The 20035-nt window shown below is 60.0% G+C and carries 18 protein-coding genes and 4 tRNA genes; 16 read left to right on the forward strand and 6 right to left on the reverse strand.

Features of this window, described 5'->3' with window-relative positions:
• Positions 1-318: 318 nt before the first annotated feature.
• Positions 319-2778 (forward strand): penicillin-binding protein 1A, encoded by a 2460-nt coding sequence (locus J2J98_RS08200; RefSeq protein ID WP_207602829.1) that lies wholly within the window; start codon positions 319-321, stop codon positions 2776-2778.
• Between the two features lie 101 nt (positions 2779-2879).
• Positions 2880-4011 (forward strand): peptide chain release factor 2 gene (gene prfB / locus J2J98_RS08205; protein ID WP_171049251.1). Its coding sequence is split into 2 segments (ribosomal slippage): positions 2880-2948 and positions 2950-4011, totalling 1131 coding nucleotides; the frame shifts between segments, so codons are not numbered across the junction.
• A 53-nt stretch (positions 4012-4064) separates the two neighbouring features.
• Here the strand turns inward: prfB and J2J98_RS08210 are convergent.
• From J2J98_RS08210 to J2J98_RS08220, 3 genes are read right to left on the reverse strand one after another with little or no spacing between them, the layout of a single operon-like run.
• Positions 4065-5084 (reverse strand): alpha/beta hydrolase family protein, encoded by a 1020-nt coding sequence (locus J2J98_RS08210; protein ID WP_207603100.1) that lies wholly within the window; start codon positions 5082-5084, stop codon positions 4065-4067.
• A gap of 32 nt (positions 5085-5116) precedes the next feature.
• On the reverse strand, positions 5117-5620 hold the full coding sequence (locus J2J98_RS08215) for a hypothetical protein (protein WP_064711309.1): 504 nt from the start codon (positions 5618-5620) through the stop codon (positions 5117-5119).
• 4 nt (positions 5621-5624) lie between these two features.
• Entirely contained in the window at positions 5625-6398 is a 774-nt protein-coding gene (locus J2J98_RS08220; protein WP_064706963.1) for an NAD kinase, read from the reverse strand.
• Positions 6399-6553: 155 nt separating this feature from the next.
• Here J2J98_RS08220 and J2J98_RS08225 point away from each other — a divergent pair.
• Positions 6554-6629, forward strand: a tRNA-Thr gene (locus J2J98_RS08225).
• 42 nt (positions 6630-6671) lie between these two features.
• On the forward strand, positions 6672-7070 hold the full coding sequence (locus J2J98_RS08230; protein WP_207603101.1) for a hypothetical protein: 399 nt from the start codon (positions 6672-6674) through the stop codon (positions 7068-7070).
• A 16-nt stretch (positions 7071-7086) separates the two neighbouring features.
• On the opposite strand, the gene J2J98_RS08235 is transcribed toward J2J98_RS08230, so the two are convergent.
• From J2J98_RS08235 to rlmB, 3 genes are all read right to left on the reverse strand, one after another.
• On the reverse strand, positions 7087-7224 hold the full coding sequence (locus tag J2J98_RS08235) for a hypothetical protein (protein ID WP_167358957.1): 138 nt from the start codon (positions 7222-7224) through the stop codon (positions 7087-7089).
• Between the two features lie 62 nt (positions 7225-7286).
• Complete coding sequence (locus J2J98_RS08240) at positions 7287-7445, reverse strand: hypothetical protein (RefSeq protein ID WP_171049253.1); 159 nt, start codon at positions 7443-7445, stop codon at positions 7287-7289.
• Between the two features lie 122 nt (positions 7446-7567).
• Positions 7568-8482, reverse strand: coding sequence for a 23S rRNA (guanosine(2251)-2'-O)-methyltransferase RlmB (gene rlmB / locus J2J98_RS08245; RefSeq protein WP_138395160.1), 915 nt, complete (start codon positions 8480-8482; stop codon positions 7568-7570).
• Positions 8483-8684: 202 nt separating this feature from the next.
• On the opposite strand from rlmB, the gene J2J98_RS08250 reads away from it, so the two are divergent.
• The 12 genes from J2J98_RS08250 (at position 8685) to rpoB (ending at position 19976) form a co-directional block, all read left to right on the forward strand.
• Positions 8685-8769 (forward strand) — tRNA-Tyr (locus J2J98_RS08250).
• Positions 8770-8793: 24 nt separating this feature from the next.
• Positions 8794-8867: transfer RNA gene (locus tag J2J98_RS08255), tRNA-Gly, on the forward strand.
• A 338-nt stretch (positions 8868-9205) separates the two neighbouring features.
• Positions 9206-10381 (forward strand): elongation factor Tu, encoded by a 1176-nt coding sequence (gene tuf / locus J2J98_RS08260; RefSeq protein WP_064706966.1) that lies wholly within the window; start codon positions 9206-9208, stop codon positions 10379-10381.
• Between the two features lie 512 nt (positions 10382-10893).
• Positions 10894-11787 (forward strand): NAD-dependent epimerase/dehydratase family protein, encoded by an 894-nt coding sequence (locus J2J98_RS08265; RefSeq protein WP_207602830.1) that lies wholly within the window; start codon positions 10894-10896, stop codon positions 11785-11787.
• A 166-nt stretch (positions 11788-11953) separates the two neighbouring features.
• Positions 11954-12029, forward strand: a tRNA-Trp gene (locus tag J2J98_RS08270).
• Positions 12030-12221: 192 nt separating this feature from the next.
• Positions 12222-12422 (forward strand): preprotein translocase subunit SecE, encoded by a 201-nt coding sequence (gene secE, locus J2J98_RS08275; protein ID WP_064706968.1) that lies wholly within the window; start codon positions 12222-12224, stop codon positions 12420-12422.
• Positions 12423-12439: 17 nt separating this feature from the next.
• Entirely contained in the window at positions 12440-12970 is a 531-nt protein-coding gene (gene nusG / locus J2J98_RS08280; protein ID WP_007791989.1) for a transcription termination/antitermination protein NusG, read from the forward strand.
• A 177-nt stretch (positions 12971-13147) separates the two neighbouring features.
• The gene (rplK, locus tag J2J98_RS08285) at positions 13148-13579 is read left to right on the forward strand and encodes a 50S ribosomal protein L11 (protein WP_064706969.1); all 432 of its coding nucleotides are present in this window, start codon (positions 13148-13150) and stop codon (positions 13577-13579) included.
• Between the two features lie 4 nt (positions 13580-13583).
• Positions 13584-14285 carry a 50S ribosomal protein L1 gene (gene rplA, locus J2J98_RS08290; RefSeq protein WP_064706970.1) on the forward strand — a complete coding sequence of 234 codons (702 nt, stop codon included), beginning with the start codon at positions 13584-13586 and terminating at the stop codon, positions 14283-14285.
• 330 nt (positions 14286-14615) lie between these two features.
• Entirely contained in the window at positions 14616-15134 is a 519-nt protein-coding gene (gene rplJ, locus J2J98_RS08295; protein ID WP_008521410.1) for a 50S ribosomal protein L10, read from the forward strand.
• A gap of 56 nt (positions 15135-15190) precedes the next feature.
• Positions 15191-15574 carry a 50S ribosomal protein L7/L12 gene (gene rplL, locus J2J98_RS08300; protein ID WP_011424974.1) on the forward strand — a complete coding sequence of 128 codons (384 nt, stop codon included), beginning with the start codon at positions 15191-15193 and terminating at the stop codon, positions 15572-15574.
• A 259-nt stretch (positions 15575-15833) separates the two neighbouring features.
• A complete protein-coding gene (gene rpoB / locus J2J98_RS08305) occupies positions 15834-19976 on the forward strand; it encodes a DNA-directed RNA polymerase subunit beta (protein WP_064706971.1) in 4143 nt (1380 codons plus the stop codon).
• Positions 19977-20035: the final 59 nt, after the last annotated feature.

A 20035-nucleotide genomic window follows, 5' to 3' on the forward strand; every position in this document is an offset into this window, starting at 1 on the left:
CCATGAAAACAGAGACTTGGCCGCATCCGATGAATCATGCTCTGAGCGGCGTACTTCGGGTTGTTGGCGGGGAAGGGCGTTGCTTGGATGTGACAGTCCTGATGAAACGCTGCCGCAGCGGTGAATGCGGCGAGCGGGGCCCTATTTTGCTCACATTCGCGCCGTTACTCCGGCTTATGTTTCGCAGTCTGAGGAGCGGAATCGACTTGTGGCGGTAGCGCTCATGGAGTAAGCCGCGCGAAACGTGCAAATTGCCTCGATCTGTGCAATCGTTGCGACTGCGCCGATTGAAGATCGAAGAGACCGGTAGCTGAAAATATGGTTAGACTTCTTGGATATTTCTTCGGAATGGCCTGTGTCCTGTTTCTGGTCGCGGCGGCGGGTATTGCCATCTATCTCGCCAATGTCGCCAAGGATCTCCCGGACTACGCCGTTCTGAACAGCTACGCGCCGCCGGTGACGACCCGCGTGCATGCCGGAAACGGCGCTCTCATGGCCGAATATGCCAAGGAAAAGCGTCTCTTCCTGCCGATCCAGGCCGTTCCAGATCGCGTCAAGGCCGCTTTCCTGTCAGCCGAAGACAAGAATTTCTACAATCATCCGGGCGTCGACCTTACCGGTCTCGGCCGCGCAATTCTCGTCAACCTGCAGAATTTCGGTTCCGGCCGTCGTCCCGTCGGTGCTTCCACAATCACCCAGCAAGTGGCTAAGAACTTCCTTTTGAGCTCGGACCAGACGATCGACCGCAAGATCAAGGAAGCAATCCTCTCGTTCCGTATCGAGCAGGCCTACAGCAAGGACAAGATTCTCGAGCTCTACCTAAACGAGATTTTCTTTGGACTGAATTCCTATGGCATCGCCGGCGCCGCGCTCACCTACTTCAACAAGTCGGTCACCGAACTGACCGTCGCCGAGGCCGCCTACCTGGCATCGCTGCCGAAAGGCCCAGCCAATTATCATCCGTTCCGCCATCCCGAGGCAGCGCTCGAGCGCCGCAACTGGGTCATCGACCGCATGGTGGAGAACGGCTATGTCAGCCAGAGTGACGGCGCGGAAGCCAAGAAGCAGCCGCTTGGCGTCACCGCCCGCACCACCGGTCCCTCGCTCTTCGCTTCCGATTATTTCGCCGAAGCGGTGCGCCGCCAGCTGATCGATCAATATGGCGAGAAGGTTCTCTACGAGGGCGGCCTTTCCGTGCGCACTTCGCTTGATCCGCAGATGCAGCTCGCCGCCCGCAAGGCACTGCAGGATGGCCTCGTAACCTATGACGAGCGTCGTGGTTTCCACGGGCCCATCAAGCAGATCGACGCGAGCGGCGACTGGGGCAAGGCGCTTGCCGATATTCCCGCCCTGTCCGACGTTCCGGAATGGCGCCTCGCAGTCGTGCTCGCCGTCTCCGACGATAACGTCGACATCGGCCTGCAGCCGGCCAAGAACGGGAGCGGCAAGGTAGCGGCAGACCGTCAGCGCGGCACCATCGACGCCAAGAACATGCAATGGGCTTTCCGTTCGGCGGACGGCTCCCGCAAGACGGCGAAATCTCCGACCGGAGTCTTGAGTGCGGGCGACGTCGTCTATGTCGAGAAGCTCGGTGACAACGCCTCGACCTCCTACCGTCTGCGCCAGCCGCCGAAGGTGCAGGGCGGCCTTGTCGCCATGGATCCGAAGACCGGCCGCGTGCTCGCCATGGTCGGCGGCTTCTCCTATGCCCAGTCCGAATTCAATCGGGCCACCCAGGCGATGCGCCAGCCAGGCTCGTCCTTCAAGCCCTTCGTCTACGCAGCGGCTATGGACAATGGCTATACGCCGGCCTCCGTCATCATGGATGCGCCGATCGAGATCGTTTCGGGTGGCCAGGTCTGGAGGCCGGAAAACTATGGCGGCGATGTCGGCGGCCCGTCGACGCTGCGCTCGGGCATCGAGCATTCGCGCAACCTGATGACGGTGCGCCTCGCCAACGATCTCGGCATGAACATCGTTGCCGAATATGCCGAACGTTTCGGTATCTATGATCACATGCTGCCGGTTCTTTCCATGTCGCTCGGTGCTGGCGATACGACAGTGCTGCGTATGGTCTCGGCCTATTCGGTCATCGCCAACGGTGGCAAGCAGATCAAGCCGACATTGATCGACCGCATCCAGGACCGCTACGGCAAGACGATCTTCAAGCATGAGGAGCGCCTGTGCGAGGGCTGCAATGCCGGTGACTGGCAGAACCAGGAAGAGCCTAATGTCGTCGACAACCGCGAAACCGTTCTCGACCCGATGACCGCCTACCAGATCACCTCGATGATGCAGGGCGTCATCCAGCGCGGCACCGCCGCAGGCAAGATCGATCTCGGCGGCCGTGACGTCGCCGGAAAGACCGGCACCACCAATGACGAGAAAGATGCCTGGTTCGTCGGTTTCACGCCGGATCTGGTCGCCGGCCTCTATATGGGTTTCGATACACCGGCGCCGCTTGGCCGCGGCGGTACGGGCGGCGGTCTCTCCGCCCCGATTTTCAACGAATTCATGCAGACCGCCGTCAAGGACATGCCGGAATCGAAGTTCGTCATTCCATCAGGCATGAACCTGATCCCGATCGACCGCAAGACCGGCATGGCAGCCGCCGACGGCGATCCGAACACCATCGTCGAGGCCTTCAAACCCGGCACCGGCCCGGCCGACAGCTTCTCCGTCATCGGCATGGACAGCACCATGGCGCCGGAGGAGATCCTGAAGACCTCGCCGCAGGCCAACCAGGCCGTCCAGACCGGCACGCCCGGTCTGTTCTGACCGAGATCTGAATTTTTGAACGCCCGCCGCGGCCCTTTACATCCGCGGCGGGCGTCTCTATGTCACCAGCACTTGAGAAGACCGAGACAGAGAAGCGGAAAATGCGAGCGGAAATCGAAAACGTGGTCGATGAAACCAAGCAGGCTATCACCCTGCTGAGGAGGCATCTTTGACTGGGACCAGGCGATAAGGCGACTGGACTGGTTGAACAACAAGGCAGAGGATCCGAACCTCTGGAACGACGCTGCCGAAGCGCAGAAACTGATGCGCGAGCGCCAGCAGCTCGATGACGGCGTCAACGGCGTCCGGCAGCTCGAACAGCAGCTGAAAGACAATGTCGAGCTGGTCGAACTCGGCGAGGAAGAAGGCGACGAAGGCATCGTCAAAGAGGCCGAGGATGCCTTGAAGGCTTTGAAGACCGAGGCCGCGCGCCGCCAGGTGGAGGCGATGCTGTCCGGCGAGGCCGATGCCAACGACACCTATCTCGAAGTTCATTCGGGCGCCGGCGGCACCGAAAGCCAGGATTGGGCGAACATGCTTTTGCGCATGTACACCCGCTGGGCGGAACGCCAGCGCTTCAAGGTCGAACTTCTCGAAGTCCATGACGGCGAAGAGGCGGGGATCAAGTCCGCGACGCTGCTCGTCAAGGGCCACAACGCGTATGGCTGGCTGAAAACGGAATCGGGCGTGCATCGTCTGGTGCGCATTTCGCCCTATGACAGCAATGCGCGTCGCCATACGTCCTTCTCATCGATCTGGGTTTATCCGGTCGTCGACGACTCGATCAACATCGAGATCAACGAAAGCGATTGCCGCATCGACACCTATCGTTCGTCCGGCGCTGGCGGCCAGCACGTCAACACGACGGACTCGGCCGTGCGCATCACCCACATCCCGACCGGGATTGTGGTGGCCTGCCAGCAGGAACGTTCGCAGCACAAGAACCGCGCCAAGGCGTGGGAAATGCTGCGTGCCCGGATGTACGAAGCAGAGTTGAAGAAGCGAGAAGAGGCCGCGAACGCCGAAGCCGCTTCCAAGACGGATATCGGTTGGGGTCACCAGATCCGCTCCTACGTGTTGCAGCCTTACCAGCTGGTCAAGGACCTGCGTACCGGCGTCGCCAGCACCGCTCCGGACGACGTGCTCGACGGCGATCTGAACGAGTTCATGGAAGCTGCACTTGCCCATCGCATCAGCGGCGCCGCCGATGCCGTCGTCGAAGATGTCGACTGATAGTCAGCATTATGGAAATCAGAAAAGCCCTGGAAACGGGGCTTTTCTTTTGTTCAGGCTATCGCGCCGACGTCGCCATGATGAAACAGCGCTGCCGATAGGTCGGCAATCTCGTCATGAACGGCCGCCCGCTTGATGCCCGGCGGATCGGTGAAGAGCTCGGCCGCAAAGGCAAGGCCGAGCCGTGTGCCCTCGGGCACAAAAACATAATGCCCGAAGCCGCCTCCGAAGATTTTCAGGACGCTACGGGTCAACCGGTGATGAAGCCACGAAGAGCATTCCTCGGCCGGTGCCGCCTTGTCGGCGTCGCCGACAAGGATAAGAGTGGGCGCCCCGACAGTCTTCAGGCTTTCCTCCCCGAAGCCGAGTACGGAGCGGCCGGGCGCGCAGAGAACCGCCGCTGTGATCCTGTCGTCCCGATAGGATCGTGACATCCGGGACCATGATTCGCGAAACACATCGCTGGTGCAAAGCAATGAGGGGATATGATCGGCGAGGTCGGGAAATTCCCTTGGCCCTCGCGGACCCCCAGGCTTCAGCCTTGACGGTTCGAACTGCGAGAACTGGGCGATAGCGCCGAGAAGCAGCGTCACGCTATAGGCTCCGGCCGAAAATCCGGCCGCGAATGCACGGTCCGCATCGATCCCACCCGCAAGATCGCCGAGCCAATCGTCACAGCGGTCGAGCATCAAGCTCAGGTCCGGCGCCCGTTCCCAGAGACAGGCAAAACCTTCGGCACGATAGGGCTCGTTGCTTGTATTGCCGTGATGGTCGACGCCGAGCGCCGCAAATCCGCGATCGACGAGGCGCCGCGCCAGCCATTCCAGCCCTGCCGCCGATCCGCCGGTGCCGTGTGACAGAAGGACGAGGGGATAAGGCCTGCCCGAGGGCCGGATCGGTGCGTCGCGAGCGACCGCCGCCTTCCGAAACCAGCTTCTTTCCTGGATATCGCATTCCCGCACGTCATCGGCGGCCGGATACCACAGCGACCAGCGGACCGGCCTTGGACCGGCTGCGTCCCAATTCGGTCTTTGGTCGTCGTATAGGACGCCCTCGCGAAAGCCGAGTTTCATCATTGCCGCCTGTGCGAACAGCGTCTCACTGCTTAATTGGTCGCTTTCTCGATGGTGATGTCACCGAGTTCGTCGATCAGCACGGTCCAGCCATCCGGCTCGGCCGCAGGATCGGTCTTCAGATAGATTGTGGCGAAGAGGCCGGGTTGCTTGATGACGCCGCGCGAATTTTCTGGGCGGATATCGGTCACGTAAGGCTTCAGATCGCTGATCTCCTGCAGCTCGACGGTTGAGGCAATCGCCGGACCGGTCTCGGTCTGGGCGACCTGCTGCAGATAGACTTTCGACGTCCTGTCCGGCTGACGCACGGCAAAGAGCTTATAGTAGCCGTGGCGCTTCCCCTCAGGGTCGGAAACGCTCTCAGCAGCAGCGGGCGCCCGCTCGACGGCCGGCGCATTCCCGTCGTCCTCCCAGTAGCCGGTGCTGGTCGCGAAAATCACAGAAGCCGGCAGGATTGCATCCTGCGCGGGAGCGGCGATCGCGGCGAAGCATCCGACGAGGAAAATCGCGGTCATCAATGTCAGGCGCATTGCTATCATATCAATCCTTGAACTGCTCGGCGAGAATACGGTCGGACCAGGAGCGGTCCGGATCGGAGAGGATACGCGCCGTCATATGCTCCGACTGGGCGATGCGGACATGCAACACGGATTTGACTTCCGTATTGTCTGCCACCGCATTCACCGGCCGCTTCACCGGCTCGAGCACGTCGATATCGACAGTCACCTTGTTCGGAAGCAGGGCGCCCCTCCAGCGGCGCGGCCTGAAAGCGCTGACCGGCGTCATGGCAAGCAGTGGCGCCTCGAGCGGCAGGATCGGCCCATGGGCGGAAAGATTATAGGCCGTCGATCCGGCAGGGGTGGCCACCATCAGCCCATCGCAGATCAGTTCCTCCAGACGCACGCGCCCGTCGACCACGACCCTCAGATTGGCAGCCTGATAAGACTGGCGGAAAAGATAGACCTCGTTGATGGCGAGCGCCGTGGAACTGGTACCATCGGCGTTGGCCGTCGTCATCTTCAAGGGACGGAAGGCGTTTTCGACGGCGACGCAGATACGCTCCTGAAGCCGTTCGGTGCTGTAATCGTTCATCAGGAAGCCGACCGAGCCGCGATTCATGCCGTAGACCAGCTTGCCCGAATTCATAGTGCTGTGCAGCGTCTGCAGCATGAAGCCATCGCCGCCCAGCGCGACAATGACATCAGCCTGGTCTTCCGGCACGTCGCCGTAGATGCGAATCAGCTCTTCGCGCGCTGCGAGCGCCTCCATCGTCGGCGAAGCGATAAAGGAAAGCGTCTGGAATGAACGGCCCATGCAATGCCCTTTGTGAAGCTGCTCTAGCTAAAGGATAAATGGCAGTTGCGACAAGGCCGTTTTGCATGAGAAGGCGTTTTGGATACGCCGACCTGCCTGCGCCGGCACGGATTTCCCTTTACAGGATCGCAGAATCTGTTAGTTGGGCAGCTATTGCCCTTGTAGCTCAGTTGGTAGAGCACCTGATTTGTAATCAGGGGGTCGCGGGTTCGAACCCTGCCGGGGGCACCATCCCTCTTTGCGCGACCGGCGCGTTTTCCTTGATGAACCTGCCTGAAGGATTGCTTCAGCAGCAATTCAGCCGCTGCGGCGCAGTGTCTCCTCATCGTCAATGAGGAAACAGCCATGAAGTTCGCGCTTTTTCTGACCGCAGCCATTTCCCTCGGTGCGGCCTTTGCGGCCTTTGCGCCTGCCGCAACCATGCCCGTCGGCCGGCCGCCGGTCTCCGCGCAAAACGGTATCGTCCAGGTTCATGACAGCTGGCGACACGACAGTTGGCGAGACGACCGTGACTGGCGCGGTGATCGTGACTGGGGCGATCGCCGCGATTGGCGCCGATCCGAATGGCGTTATGAACGCCGCCATTGGCGGCCATGGCGTGCAGAGCGCTGGGAAGAGCGCCGCGAGTGGCGCCGTTACGATCGCGACATGCCGCGGCTATACCGCAGCTGAGCATAAGGCGTTCGCCTCAATGCGCGACGGGTTCGTTGACTCTCGCCTCAATCCTGTCGCCATTGCCGGTCTGTCCGGCACCGGAAGGTGACATCATCGCGATGCTGAGCACAGAGGCGACCATGACGGCGACGATGGCGATCATTATGCGCATAAGCGTTTAATCCTCGTTCGGCTGGGGATTAACGCGCAATCGTCGTCCGCGTTCCTCTTGGCCTATTGCACCGGTCCCGGCGTCGCGGGGCCGGGCGTCGTCGGCGACAGGGGGTCGGGCTGGCGGACGGGATGCGACGTGTCCACCCAGATGATGCTGAGGATGATTCCCACCAACGCCGCAATGAAGAGGATACCGAAAATCAGCGGTCGAATGGCCATATAGGAATCCTCCTTCTTGCTTGTGACCGGTCGCTACGATCGATCACTGCCCGATCATAAAGCTCCAGAAGGTCATTCCAAGGCAGAACTGGCTTTTTCCCGGCTCTAGCCTTGCGTCGCGATCAGCGCGCAGCCTTTGCGCCGGACTCCGGCTTGAGGTAGAGCCGCGCCGCATAAAGCGCGATTGCCGCGGCATTGGAAACGTTCAGCGATTTGATTGCGCCGGGCATGTCAAGGCGGGCAAGCGCGCTAACGGTTTCGCGCGTCTTCTGCCTCAGCCCCTTGCCCTCCGAGCCGAGCACCAGCGCCACCTTGTCGCCTGAGAAGGTGCTTTCGAGCGGCGCCGGCCCTTCCGAATCGAGGCCGATCGTGGAAAAGCCGAGCTTGTGCAACTCACCGATCGCATCGGCGAGATTGGTGATCTGTATATAAGGTATCAGCTCCAGAGCACCCGAGGCGGATTTGGCGAGCACGCCTGACTCGGTCGGGCTATGTCTCTGGGTGGTGATAACGGCACCGGCATTGAAGGCAACTGCCGAGCGCATGATCGCGCCGACATTGTGCGGATCGGTGACTTGGTCGAGCACCAGCAGGAGAGGGCTGTCCTTTAGCGCCTCGAGCCGGCGCGTCGGTAGCGGCCGTGTTTCAAGCATGACGCCCTGATGGATAGCGTCGGGACCCAGCACCTTGTCGATCTCGTGCGGCGGGACGATTTCGAAGGGAATGCCGAGCGTATCGACATCGATTTCCAGACGCGCGAGCGCATTCTGCGTCGTAAACAGCTTGATCTTCTTGCGCTCTGGATTGTCGAGGGCGGCGCGCACCGTATGCAGGCCGTATAGATACACTTGGTCGGGCGCGAGCGCCGGCGGCTTCCAGTCCTCGGCTCCACGCCTGCGCTTCTGTGGCTGGGGCGTCGGAATCTCCCCGCGTTCGCGCTTGGCGTCACGGTGCGCACGCCTCAGATTGGCGTAGTGCGTATCCTTGGCTGATGGGTCTGACGCGGCCTTGCCGCCGGATTTGTTGTCTTTGCTCATGCGGCTTTATAGCCATGGCGTTCGCTGCCGCATAGGCTTTCTTTCATGTGCCGGCTTTCGGCAGTGAATGAAATTTTTCGTGTTTTTTCCATTGTCATCGTGTTGACAGACGGAAATGCTCCGGTCATATACGCGGCGCAGACGACGGGCGGCAACGCTTCGAAGTCTGACGAACTTGGTCTTCAAGATCCGGACGAAAACTGGAGAGATGCCCGAGTGGTTAAAGGGGACGGACTGTAAATCCGTTGGCTCAGCCTACGTTGGTTCAAATCCAACTCTCTCCACCATTCGTCATCGGATCTGACCATCCCGCGGGTATAGCTCAATGGTAGAGCAGCAGCCTTCCAAGCTGAATACGCGGGTTCGATTCCCGCTACCCGCTCCAATCTCCCGTAAGCCAGACGGTAAGATCCCACCCACGCTCGTCGCGAGCGATGTTTCCGGCCGCGGCGGAAAGCCTGCCGCCCGTTGCTGCAGGCGAGGAATGTCAATGCCGGCGGCTGCGGCTCATTCCTGGGATCCGTTCGATTTTCTCTAAGATTTCAGCGAATTTTGGAAGGGCCGAGGCGAATCGCCTTGCAGGCGGCGAATTGTCTCCCATATGCGCTGTCACGCCAAGATTGGCGTCTGTAATTAGGTCTTGCGCAATTTCGCCGAAAGCCTTAAACGGCGGCACTAAACCGGTTCGCCGGGGCCACCATTTCGTTCACAGGAAGCATTCAAATGGCAAAGAGTAAGTTTGAGCGCAACAAGCCGCACGTCAACATTGGCACGATCGGCCACGTTGACCACGGCAAGACGTCTCTGACGGCAGCGATCACGAAGTACTTCGGTGAGTTCAAGGCGTATGACCAGATCGACGCGGCTCCGGAAGAGAAGGCGCGTGGCATCACGATCTCGACGGCGCACGTTGAGTATGAGACTCCGAACCGCCACTACGCGCACGTCGACTGCCCCGGCCATGCCGACTACGTTAAGAACATGATCACCGGTGCAGCGCAGATGGACGGCGCGATCCTGGTTTGCTCGGCTGCTGACGGCCCGATGCCGCAGACGCGCGAACACATCCTGCTGGCCCGCCAGGTCGGCGTTCCGGCGATCGTTGTGTTCCTGAACAAGGTCGACCAGGTTGACGACGCCGAGCTTCTCGAGCTTGTTGAGCTTGAGGTTCGCGAGCTTCTGTCGTCCTACGACTTCCCGGGCGACGACATTCCGGTAGTCAAGGGTTCGGCGCTTGCTGCTCTTGAAGATTCGGACAAGAAGATCGGCGAAGACGCGATCCGCGAACTGATGGCTGCGGTTGACTCCTACATCCCGACGCCTGAGCGTCCGGTTGACCAGCCGTTCCTGATGCCGATCGAAGACGTGTTCTCGATCTCGGGCCGTGGTACTGTGGTGACCGGCCGCGTCGAGCGTGGCATCGTCAAGGTTGGTGAAGAAGTCGAGATCGTCGGCATCCGTCCGACGTCGAAGACGACGGTGACCGGCGTTGAAATGTTCCGCAAGCTGCTCGACCAGGGCCAGGCTGGCGACAACATCGGCGCGCTGATCCGCGGTGTTAACCGTGACGGTGTCGAGCGTGGTCAGATCCTGTGCAAGCCGGGCTCTGTCAAGCCGCACAAGAAGTTCAAGGCAGAAGCCTACATCCTGACGAAGGAAGAAGGCGGCCGTCATACGCCGTTCTTCACCAACTACCGTCCGCAGTTCTACTTCCGCACGACCGACGTTACCGGCATCGTGACGCTGCCGGAAGGCACGGAAATGGTCATGCCGGGCGACAACGTCACGGTTGACGTCGAGCTGATCGTTCCGATCGCGATGGAAGAAAAGCTGCGCTTCGCTATTCGCGAAGGCGGCCGCACCGTCGGCGCAGGTATCGTCGCTTCGATCGTCGAGTAACCTTTCAGGTTATCCACAATCACGGAGACCCCGCTGGAAACAGCGGGGTTTTTCGTTTTTGATTGATCCGAGCCGTTTAACAGGTGTTGTAAAAATACCGTTAAAAATGCCCGTCACAGTATTTTGTTCATCTCACGTTCAGAAAGCAGTTGTGATTGGCTCATTTTAGTCCAGACTCCTCCTTGTAAAGAGGAGAGTCGGGATGATTCCAAAGGCCACATTCGTCGCGACGATATTCGCAATGTATGTTTTCACGATGTTTTTCATCGCTGCGATTCCGCAAGAGGTCGTTCAGTCGGCCGGAGCACAGATTAATGAGGTAAGCATCGTCAAGTGACGTGCTTTCCAGTTCATCGCAGGGGGGGCTGCGGTGATAGGGCAATAATTGGCCAGGTGCTCCCGGATCGGGTGCTCCTGGCGCGGCGGGGTTAACCCCTTGCAGGACGCTCGCTTGCTCTTCGCGCGGAAGCGTCTAACTATGCCTCCGGTTTCATGATGCGGAGGACATTTCCATGAAGAAGCGGATTCTATTCACAGGCGGTTCCGGCAAGGCAGGTCGCCACGCCGTGCCGTGGCTCGTCAAATCAGGCTACGAGGTTCACAACCTCGATCTCGTGCCGCTGGACAGCCCCGGCGTCACCAATCTCATCGCCGACATCACTGATAGCGGCCAGGTCTTCAATGCGCTGTCGATGCATCGCGATTTTCCCGATCTCGACGCGGGCAGGGGCGTTCAGCCCTTCGATGCCGTCGTGCATTTCGCCGCCATTCCGCGCATCCTGATCAAGCCCGACAACGAGACCTTCCGCATCAATGTGATGGGCACTTACAACGTCATCGAAGCGGCGGTGAAGCTCGACATCCGGAAGATCATCGTCGCGTCGAGCGAGACGACCTACGGCGTCTGCTTCGCAGAAGGTCATCGCGATTTCCACCAGTTTCCGCTGGAGGAGGATTACGATGTCAATCCGATGGATTCCTACGGGCTTTCCAAAGTGGTCAACGAAAAGACGGCGCGCGCCTTTGCCGAAAGGTCGGGCTTCGACATCTATGCGCTGCGAATCGGCAACGTTATCGAGCCGCACGAATACGAGAGGTTCCCCACCTATTTTGCCCATCCCGAGATGCGCAAGCGCATCGCCTGGAGCTATATCGATGCTCGCGACCTCGGGCAGATCTGCCATCTCTGCATCGAGAAGGACGGGCTCGGTTACCAGGTCTTCAATGCCGCTAACGACACCGTTTCGGCCAATACGCCCTCGAGGGAGCTTGCAAAGCGATTCTTTCCGAACGTGCCCTTCACCCGCGAGATCGCTGAATATGAAGGGCTGCTTTCGAACCGCAAGATCCGGGAAGTGCTGGGGTTCAAGGAAGAACACGACTGGCGGAAATATGTGAGTGTCTGAAGGCTTTCCGGCCACGCGCTTGAAAGCCGGACGCTTTCAATGCGCATAAGGGCTTTGAAAATCGAAAATCGTGCTTGCCAATCCGCTGCCGCCGTCTTAAAGGGAGCGCCATGCATTTCGGCAGCGATTTGCGGGCCTTGGCCCGGGCGCTGAAGGATAGGCATGAAGGGGTATAGCTCAGTTGGTAGAGCGGCGGTCTCCAAAACCGCAGGTCGGGGGTTCGAGCCCCTCTGCCCCTGCCATCTTCCCTGATGCGGACAGCGCGGCGGCGCTCGCGGCATCCGGCCGGGGATCGATCGGTGGCAAGTAATTTCGTTAAACTTCGGTTTCCCTCTTGTGTATTCGGAAATCGGTGTTTATTTAGGGTTCAACAGACACGCGGTGCGTGGGGCTGATAGTTTCAGCTTTACGCGCCGTAATTGCGTGGGCAGTCGATGGCATCCAAATCCAATCCATTTGCGTTTCTGCAGCAGGTCCGCTCCGAGACGTCCAAGGTCACATGGCCGTCGCGCCGCGAGACGATGATCTCGACGGTTATGGTGCTGGTGATGGTGGTTTTTGCCGCGCTGTTTTTCTTTGCCGCTGACCAGTTGATCGGCTGGGTCCTGAGCTTCGTGCTCAATATCGGCAACTGATACGGGTGGAGATGAAAATGGCGGCACGTTGGTACATCGTCCACGCGTACTCGAATTTTGAAAAGAAGGTGGCTGAAGACATCGAGAACAAGGCTCGCCAGAAGGGGCTTGAGCACCTGTTCGAGAAGATCCTCGTGCCGACCGAAAAGGTTGTGGAAGTGCGTCGCGGCCGCAAGGTCGATAGCGAGCGCAAGTTCTTCCCGGGTTATGTCCTGGTCCGCGCCAATCTGACGGACGAGGCTTACCATCTGATCAAGAATACACCGAAGGTCACCGGTTTCCTCGGCTCCGACAATAAGCCTGTTCCGATTCCGGATTATGAAGCCGAGCGCATTCTCGGCCAGGTTCAGGAAGGCGTCGAGCGGCCGAAGGCATCCGTTACATTCGAGATCGGCGAGCAGGTCCGCGTTTCCGACGGCCCCTTCGCCTCGTTCAATGGCACGGTTCAGGATGTGGACGAAGAGCGTTCGCGCCTGAAGGTGGAAGTGTCGATCTTTGGCCGTGCAACGCCGGTCGAACTGGAATACGCGCAGGTCGAGAAGGTCTGATTGCTGGAGATTGGAGGCTGGTCCTTGTGACCTGCTTCCCGCGGACCTGGTCCGCATCCGCGTGGAAGGTGAGGGGTCTTAGCCAGACGCCAATGATCCGTACCACGCAACCGCAGCCGCCGGAGCGATCCGGCATCACGGGCCGGGCGACCGGCCGTTCATGAAAGGCAGAGAGATATGGCTAAGAAAGTTGCAGGCCAGCTCAAGCTTCAGGTCAAGGCAGGATCGGCAAACCCGTCCCCGCCGATTGGTCCGGCGCTTGGTCAGCGTGGCATTAACATCATGGAATTCTGCAAGGCGTTCAATGCCGCCACGCAGGAAATGGAAAAGGGTATGCCGATCCCGGTCGTCATCACCTATTACCAGGACAAGTCCTTCACCTTCGCAATGAAGCAGCCGCCGGTCAGCTACTGGCTGAAGAAGGAAGCAAAGATCACCTCCGGTTCCAAGACGCCCGGCAAGGGCCCCAAGGCCGGCTCCCTCACCAAGGCTCAGATCAAGACGATCGCAGAAGCCAAGATGAAGGACCTGAATGCAGCGGATATCGAAGGCGCAATGGCGATGATCGAGGGCTCTGCCCGCGCCATGGGCCTGGAAGTGGTGGGTTAAGATCATGGCTGGTAAGCGCACACGCAAGATCAACGAAGGTGTTGATCCCACCAAGCTTTACGCTCTGACCCAGGCCATCGGCATGGTCAAGGAGCGGGCTACCGCGAAATTCGATGAAACCATCGAAGTTTCGATGAACCTGGGCGTTGACCCCCGCCATGCGGACCAGATGGTTCGCGGCGTCGTCAACCTGCCGAACGGCACGGGCCGTACGGTTCGCGTCGCCGTCTTCGCTCGTGGCGCCAAGGCTGACGAAGCCAAGGCTGCCGGTGCCGATGTTGTTGGCGCTGAAGACCTCGTCGAAATCGTCCAGGGCGGCAAGATTGAATTCGATCGCTGCATCGCCACCCCCGACATGATGCCGCTCGTCGGTCGTCTCGGTAAGGTTCTCGGCCCGCGCGGCATGATGCCGAACCCGAAGGTTGGCACGGTCACCATGGACGTCGCCGGAGCCGTCAAGGCTTCCAAGGGTGGCGCCGTCGAGTTCCGCGTCGAAAAGGCTGGCATCGTTCACGCCGGCATCGGCAAGGCCTCTTTCGACGCCAAGGCTCTGGAAGAAAACATCCGGGCCTTTGCTGACGCCGTCATCAAGGCGAAGCCGGCTGGCGCCAAGGGCAACTATGTCAAGCGCGTGGCGATTTCCTCGACCATGGGCCCGGGTGTCAAGATCGAAGTTGGCTCGGTCACCGCGGCTCCGACTGCATAAGTTTATGGTCGGGCTTGCGCCCGGCGACTGAATTTCCGGCCTCGCAAGGGGCCGGAATATTCCGGAGAAATCCGGAATCCTGTCCGAGATTGCAGGTGGTTTTCCCTTAATCACTTGGCCTGCATGAGACGGGTAAGACCCGAATTGCAAGAAGTTCGCTTCTAGGAACTCGGTTCGAGCCTTGGATGCCTTGTGCCTCTTTAGCCTTGATTGGCGCGGAGCGCGAGGGGACAGGATCCTCAAGCGTCGCTTGGGATCTCCTTTGATCCCAAGGGGCAAAAGGCAACCCGGTGGGTCCGTTCAAATGGTCCCGCCAACTGGAGATAGGCAGTGGAAAGAGCGGAAAAACGCGAATTCGTCACGGAACTGAACGAAGTCTTCAAGGCTTCGGGCTCGGTTGTCGTGGCCCACTATGCTGGTGCTACAGTCGCACAGATGAACGATTTTCGTTCGAAGATGCGCGCTGCTGGCGGCACCGTCAAAGTCGCGAAGAACCGCCTGGCCAAAATTGCCCTTCAGGGTACGGAAGCGGAAGGGATTTCCAATCTCTTCAAGGGTCAGACCCTCATTGCTTACAGCAATGATCCGATCACCGCTCCGAAGGTCGTCATGGATTTCGCCAAGACCAACGACAAGATCGTGGTTCTCGGCGGCGCCATGGGCACGACAACGCTGAACGCCGAAGGTGTCAAGTCGCTCGCGACCCTGCCTTCGCTGGACGAACTGCGTGCGAAGCTGCTGGGCATGATCCAGACCCCGGCTACCCGCATTGCAGGCGTTGTTGCAGCACCGGCAAGCCAGCTTGCTCGCGTGTTCTCGGCCTACGCCAAGAAGGACGAAGCCGCTTAAGGCGGTTTTTCGCTGTACATACTCAACAGTTCGAACCGAACAAAAGGAACTAGAAAATGGCTGATCTCGCAAAGATCGTTGAAGACCTCTCCTCGCTGACCGTTCTGGAAGCTGCAGAACTGTCGAAGCTTCTCGAAGAAAAGTGGGGCGTTTCCGCCGCTGCTCCGGTAGCTGTTGCTGCCGTTGGTGGCGCTGCAGGCGGTGCAGCTGCTCCGGCTGAAGAAGAAAAGACCGAGTTCGACGTCATCCTCACGGATGCCGGCGCCAACAAGATCAATGTCATCAAGGAAGTCCGCGCCATCACCGGCCTCGGCCTCAAGGAAGCCAAGGATCTCGTCGAAGGCGCTCCGAAGGCTGTCAAGGAAGGCGTTTCCAAGGCTGAAGCTGCCGACATCAAGAAGAAGCTTGAAGACGCAGGCGCAAAGGCCGACGTCAAGTAATCTTGAACTGCACGTGGGAGGCGGCATTTACTGCCTCCCATTTGCCGTTTTTCTGAACGAATTACCCAAAAGCCGCGTGAAAACGGCTTTTGGGTAATGGGTTCTTCAAGAGCATGGTCTCGAACCGAAGCGCCAAGGCAATCCGGCCTGGCCGTTTCGGGAGGTGGGACGAGGTTGAACTACTCATTGATCGGCGGGGTCGACTGGCCATCGGTTCCCGTCCGTTGCAGGCCCGGATGCAATTTTTGAAGGAGCGACGATGGCTCAGACCCTTTCGTTCAATGGTCGCAGGCGCGTACGCAAGTTTTTTGGTAAGATCCCCGAAGTCGCAGAAATGCCGAACCTCATTGAGGTTCAGAAGGCGTCCTACGACCAGTTTCTGATGGTTGAAGAGCCGAAGGGCGGTCGCCCCGACGAAGGCCTTCAGGCTGTCTTTAAGTCCGTTTTCCCGATCACCGACTTCTCCGGCGCCTCGATGCTGGAGTTCGTGTCCTATGAATTCGAGCCGCCGAAGTTCGACGTTGACGAGTGCCGCCAGCGCGACCTGACCTATGCCGCGCCGCTGAAGGTCACTCTCCGTCTCATCGTGTTCGATATCGACGAAGATACCGGTGCGAAGTCGATCAAGGACATCAAGGAACAATCCGTCTACATGGGCGACATGCCGCTCATGACCAACAACGGCACGTTCATCGTCAACGGCACCGAGCGTGTCATCGTCTCGCAGATGCACCGTTCGCCAGGCGTCTTCTTCGACCATGACAAGGGCAAGAGCCATTCTTCCGGCAAGCTGCTCTTTGCTGCCCGCGTCATTCCCTATCGCGGCTCCTGGCTCGATATCGAATTCGACGCCAAGGACATCGTCTACGCCCGTATCGATCGCCGCCGTAAGATCCCCGTCACGTCGCTCCTGATGGCGCTCGGCATGGACGGCGAGGAAATCCTCGACACCTTCTACACGAAGTCGCTCTACAAGCGCGACGGCGAAGGCTGGCGCATTCCCTTCAAGCCGGAAACGCTCAAGGGCGCCAAGGCGATCACCGACATGATCGACGCCGATACTGGCGAAGTCGTCGTGGAAGCCGGCAAGAAGCTGACCCCGCGTCTGCTGCGCCAGCTCTCGGAGAAGGGCCTGAAGGCCTTGAAGGCCGGTGACGACGACCTTTACGGCAACTACCTCGCCGAAGATATCGTCAACTACTCGACGGGTGAGATCTATCTCGAGGCCGGCGACGAGATCGACGAGAAGACGCTTGCCGTTATCCTCGCGAACGGTTTCGACGAGATCCCGGTTCTCGGCATCGACCACATCAATGTCGGCGCCTATATCCGTAACACGCTTGCTGCAGACAAGAACGAGAACCGTCAGGATGCTCTGTTCGACATCTATCGCGTCATGCGCCCGGGTGAACCGCCGACGATGGAATCGGCCGAAGCCATGTTCAACTCGCTGTTCTTCGACGCGGAGCGTTACGACCTCTCCGCCGTCGGCCGCGTCAAGATGAACATGCGTCTCGATCTCAACGTAGAGGACACCGTTCGCATCCTGCGCAAGGATGACATCCTGGCTGTGGTCAAGATGCTGGTCGAACTGCGTGACGGCAAGGGCGAGATCGACGACATCGATAACCTCGGCAACCGTCGCGTCCGCTCGGTCGGCGAGTTGATGGAGAACCAGTATCGTCTCGGCCTGCTCCGCATGGAGCGCGCGATCAAGGAACGCATGTCCTCGATCGAGATCGACACGGTCATGCCGCAGGACCTGATCAACGCCAAGCCGGCTGCCGCAGCCGTCCGCGAATTCTTCGGTTCCTCGCAGCTCTCGCAGTTCATGGATCAGGTCAACCCGCTCTCGGAAATCACCCACAAGCGCCGTCTTTCGGCCCTTGGCCCGGGCGGTCTGACCCGCGAGCGCGCCGGCTTCGAAGTCCGCGACGTGCATCCGACCCATTACGGCCGCATCTGCCCGATCGAAACGCCGGAAGGCCCGAACATCGGTCTGATCAACTCGCTTGCGACCTTTGCCCGCGTCAACAAATACGGCTTCATCGAAAGCCCGTACCGCCGCATCGTCGACGGCAAGGTGACGAACGACGTGCTCTACCTCTCCGCCATGGAAGAGGCGAAGTATTACGTCGCCCAGGCCAACGCCGAGCTCAACGCCGATGGTTCTTTCGTCGACGAATTCGTCGTCTGCCGTCACGCGGGTGAAGTTATGCTCGCGCCCCGCGACAGCATGAACCTGATGGACGTTTCGCCGAAGCAGGTTGTTTCGGTTGCCGCAGCGCTCATTCCGTTCCTGGAAAATGACGACGCCAACCGCGCCCTCATGGGCTCGAACATGCAGCGTCAGGCCGTACCGCTGCTGCGTGCCGAAGCGCCGTTCGTCGGCACCGGCATGGAGCCGGTCGTCGCGCGTGACTCCGGTGCCGCTATCGGTGCCCGCCGCGGCGGCGTGGTCGACCAGGTCGACGCGACGCGTATCGTTATCCGCGCCACGGAAGACCTCGAAGCCGGCAAGTCCGGCGTCGATATCTACCGGCTGCAGAAGTTCCAGCGTTCGAACCAGAACACCTGCGTCAACCAGCGTCCGCTGGTCACCGTAGGTGACGTCGTCAACCGCGGCGACATTCTCGCCGATGGCCCATCGACCGATCTCGGCGACCTGGCGCTCGGCCGCAACGCGCTCGTCGCGTTCATGCCCTGGAACGGCTACAACTACGAAGACTCGATCCTGCTCTCCGAGCGCATCGTTGCCGACGACGTGTTCACCTCCATCCACATCGAGGAATTCGAAGTGATGGCGCGCGACACCAAGCTTGGCCCGGAGGAAATTACCCGCGATATCCCGAACGTTTCGGAAGAAGCGCTGAAGAACCTCGACGAAGCCGGCATCGTCTACATCGGCGCCGAGGTTCAGCCAGGTGATATCCTCGTCGGCAAGATCACGCCGAAGGGCGAAAGCCCGATGACGCCGGAAGAAAAGCTTCTGCGCGCCATCTTCGGCGAAAAGGCCTCCGACGTGCGCGACACGTCCATGCGCATGCCGCCCGGCACCTACGGTACGATCGTCGAAGTCCGTGTCTTCAACCGCCATGGCGTCGAGAAGGACGAGCGCGCGATGGCGATCGAACGCGAAGAGATCGAGCGTCTCGCAAAGGACCGCGACGACGAGCAGGCGATCCTCGACCGTAACGTCTATGGTCGTCTGATCGACATGCTGCGCGGCCAAGTCTCGATTGCCGGCCCGAAGGGCTTCAAGAAGGGTACCGAACTTTCGAACGCCGTCGTCTCCGAATATCCCCGCTCGCAGTGGTGGATGTTCGCCGTCGAGGACGAGAAGGTCCAGAGCGAACTCGAAGCGCTCCGCGGCCAGTACGACGAGTCCAAGTCGCGCCTTGAACAGCGCTTCATGGATAAGGTCGAGAAGGTTCAGCGCGGCGATGAAATGCCTCCGGGCGTCATGAAGATGGTCAAGGTCTTCGTCGCCGTGAAGCGTAAGATCCAGCCGGGCGACAAGATGGCCGGCCGTCACGGGAACAAGGGCGTGGTCTCGCGCATTGTGCCTGTCGAGGACATGCCGTTCCTCGAAGACGGCACGCATGTCGACGTCGTTCTGAACCCGCTCGGCGTGCCCTCGCGCATGAACGTGGGCCAGATCCTGGAAACGCACCTGGGTTGGGCTTGCGCCGGCATGGGTCGCCAGATCGGTGAACTGATCGAAGCTTATAAGGCGAACGGCAACATCGAGCCGCTGCGCAAGACCATCGGCGATGTCGTCGGTGCCGGTCCGAAGGCCGAGCAGGTCCAGGACTTCGACGACGAGTCCGTTCTGCGTCTCGCCGATCAGTGGAAGCGCGGCGTTTCGATTGCAACGCCGGTGTTCGACGGCGCGAACGAAGGCGATGTCAACGAGATGCTGCGTCTGGCAGGTCTCAAGGACACCGGCCAGTCGACGCTTTACGACGGCCGTACCGGCGAGCAGTTCGACCGCCAGGTGACAGTGGGCTACATCTACATGCTGAAGCTCAACCACCTGGTCGACGACAAGATCCACGCCCGTTCGATCGGTCCTTACTCGCTCGTGACCCAGCAGCCGCTGGGCGGCAAGGCGCAGTTCGGCGGTCAGCGCTTCGGCGAAATGGAAGTCTGGGCGCTCGAAGCTTATGGCGCAGCCTACACACTGCAGGAAATGCTCACGGTGAAGTCGGACGACGTCGCCGGCCGCACCAAGGTCTACGAGGCGATCGTCCGTGGCGACGACACCTTCGAGGCGGGCATTCCGGAAAGCTTCAACGTTCTCGTCAAGGAAATGCGCTCGCTGGGTCTCTCGGTCGAGCTGGAGAACTCCAAGGTCGAGGATCTGCAGGCTGCAAGTCAGCTGCCGGACGCCGCCGAGTAACCACTTGATAGGGTGTGCGCTCTTAAAAGGGCGCACACCGTTCCCGCCAAGGCCCCGTA

The organism is Rhizobium bangladeshense (assembly GCF_017357245.1).
Taxonomy (GTDB): domain Bacteria; phylum Pseudomonadota; class Alphaproteobacteria; order Rhizobiales; family Rhizobiaceae; genus Rhizobium; species Rhizobium bangladeshense.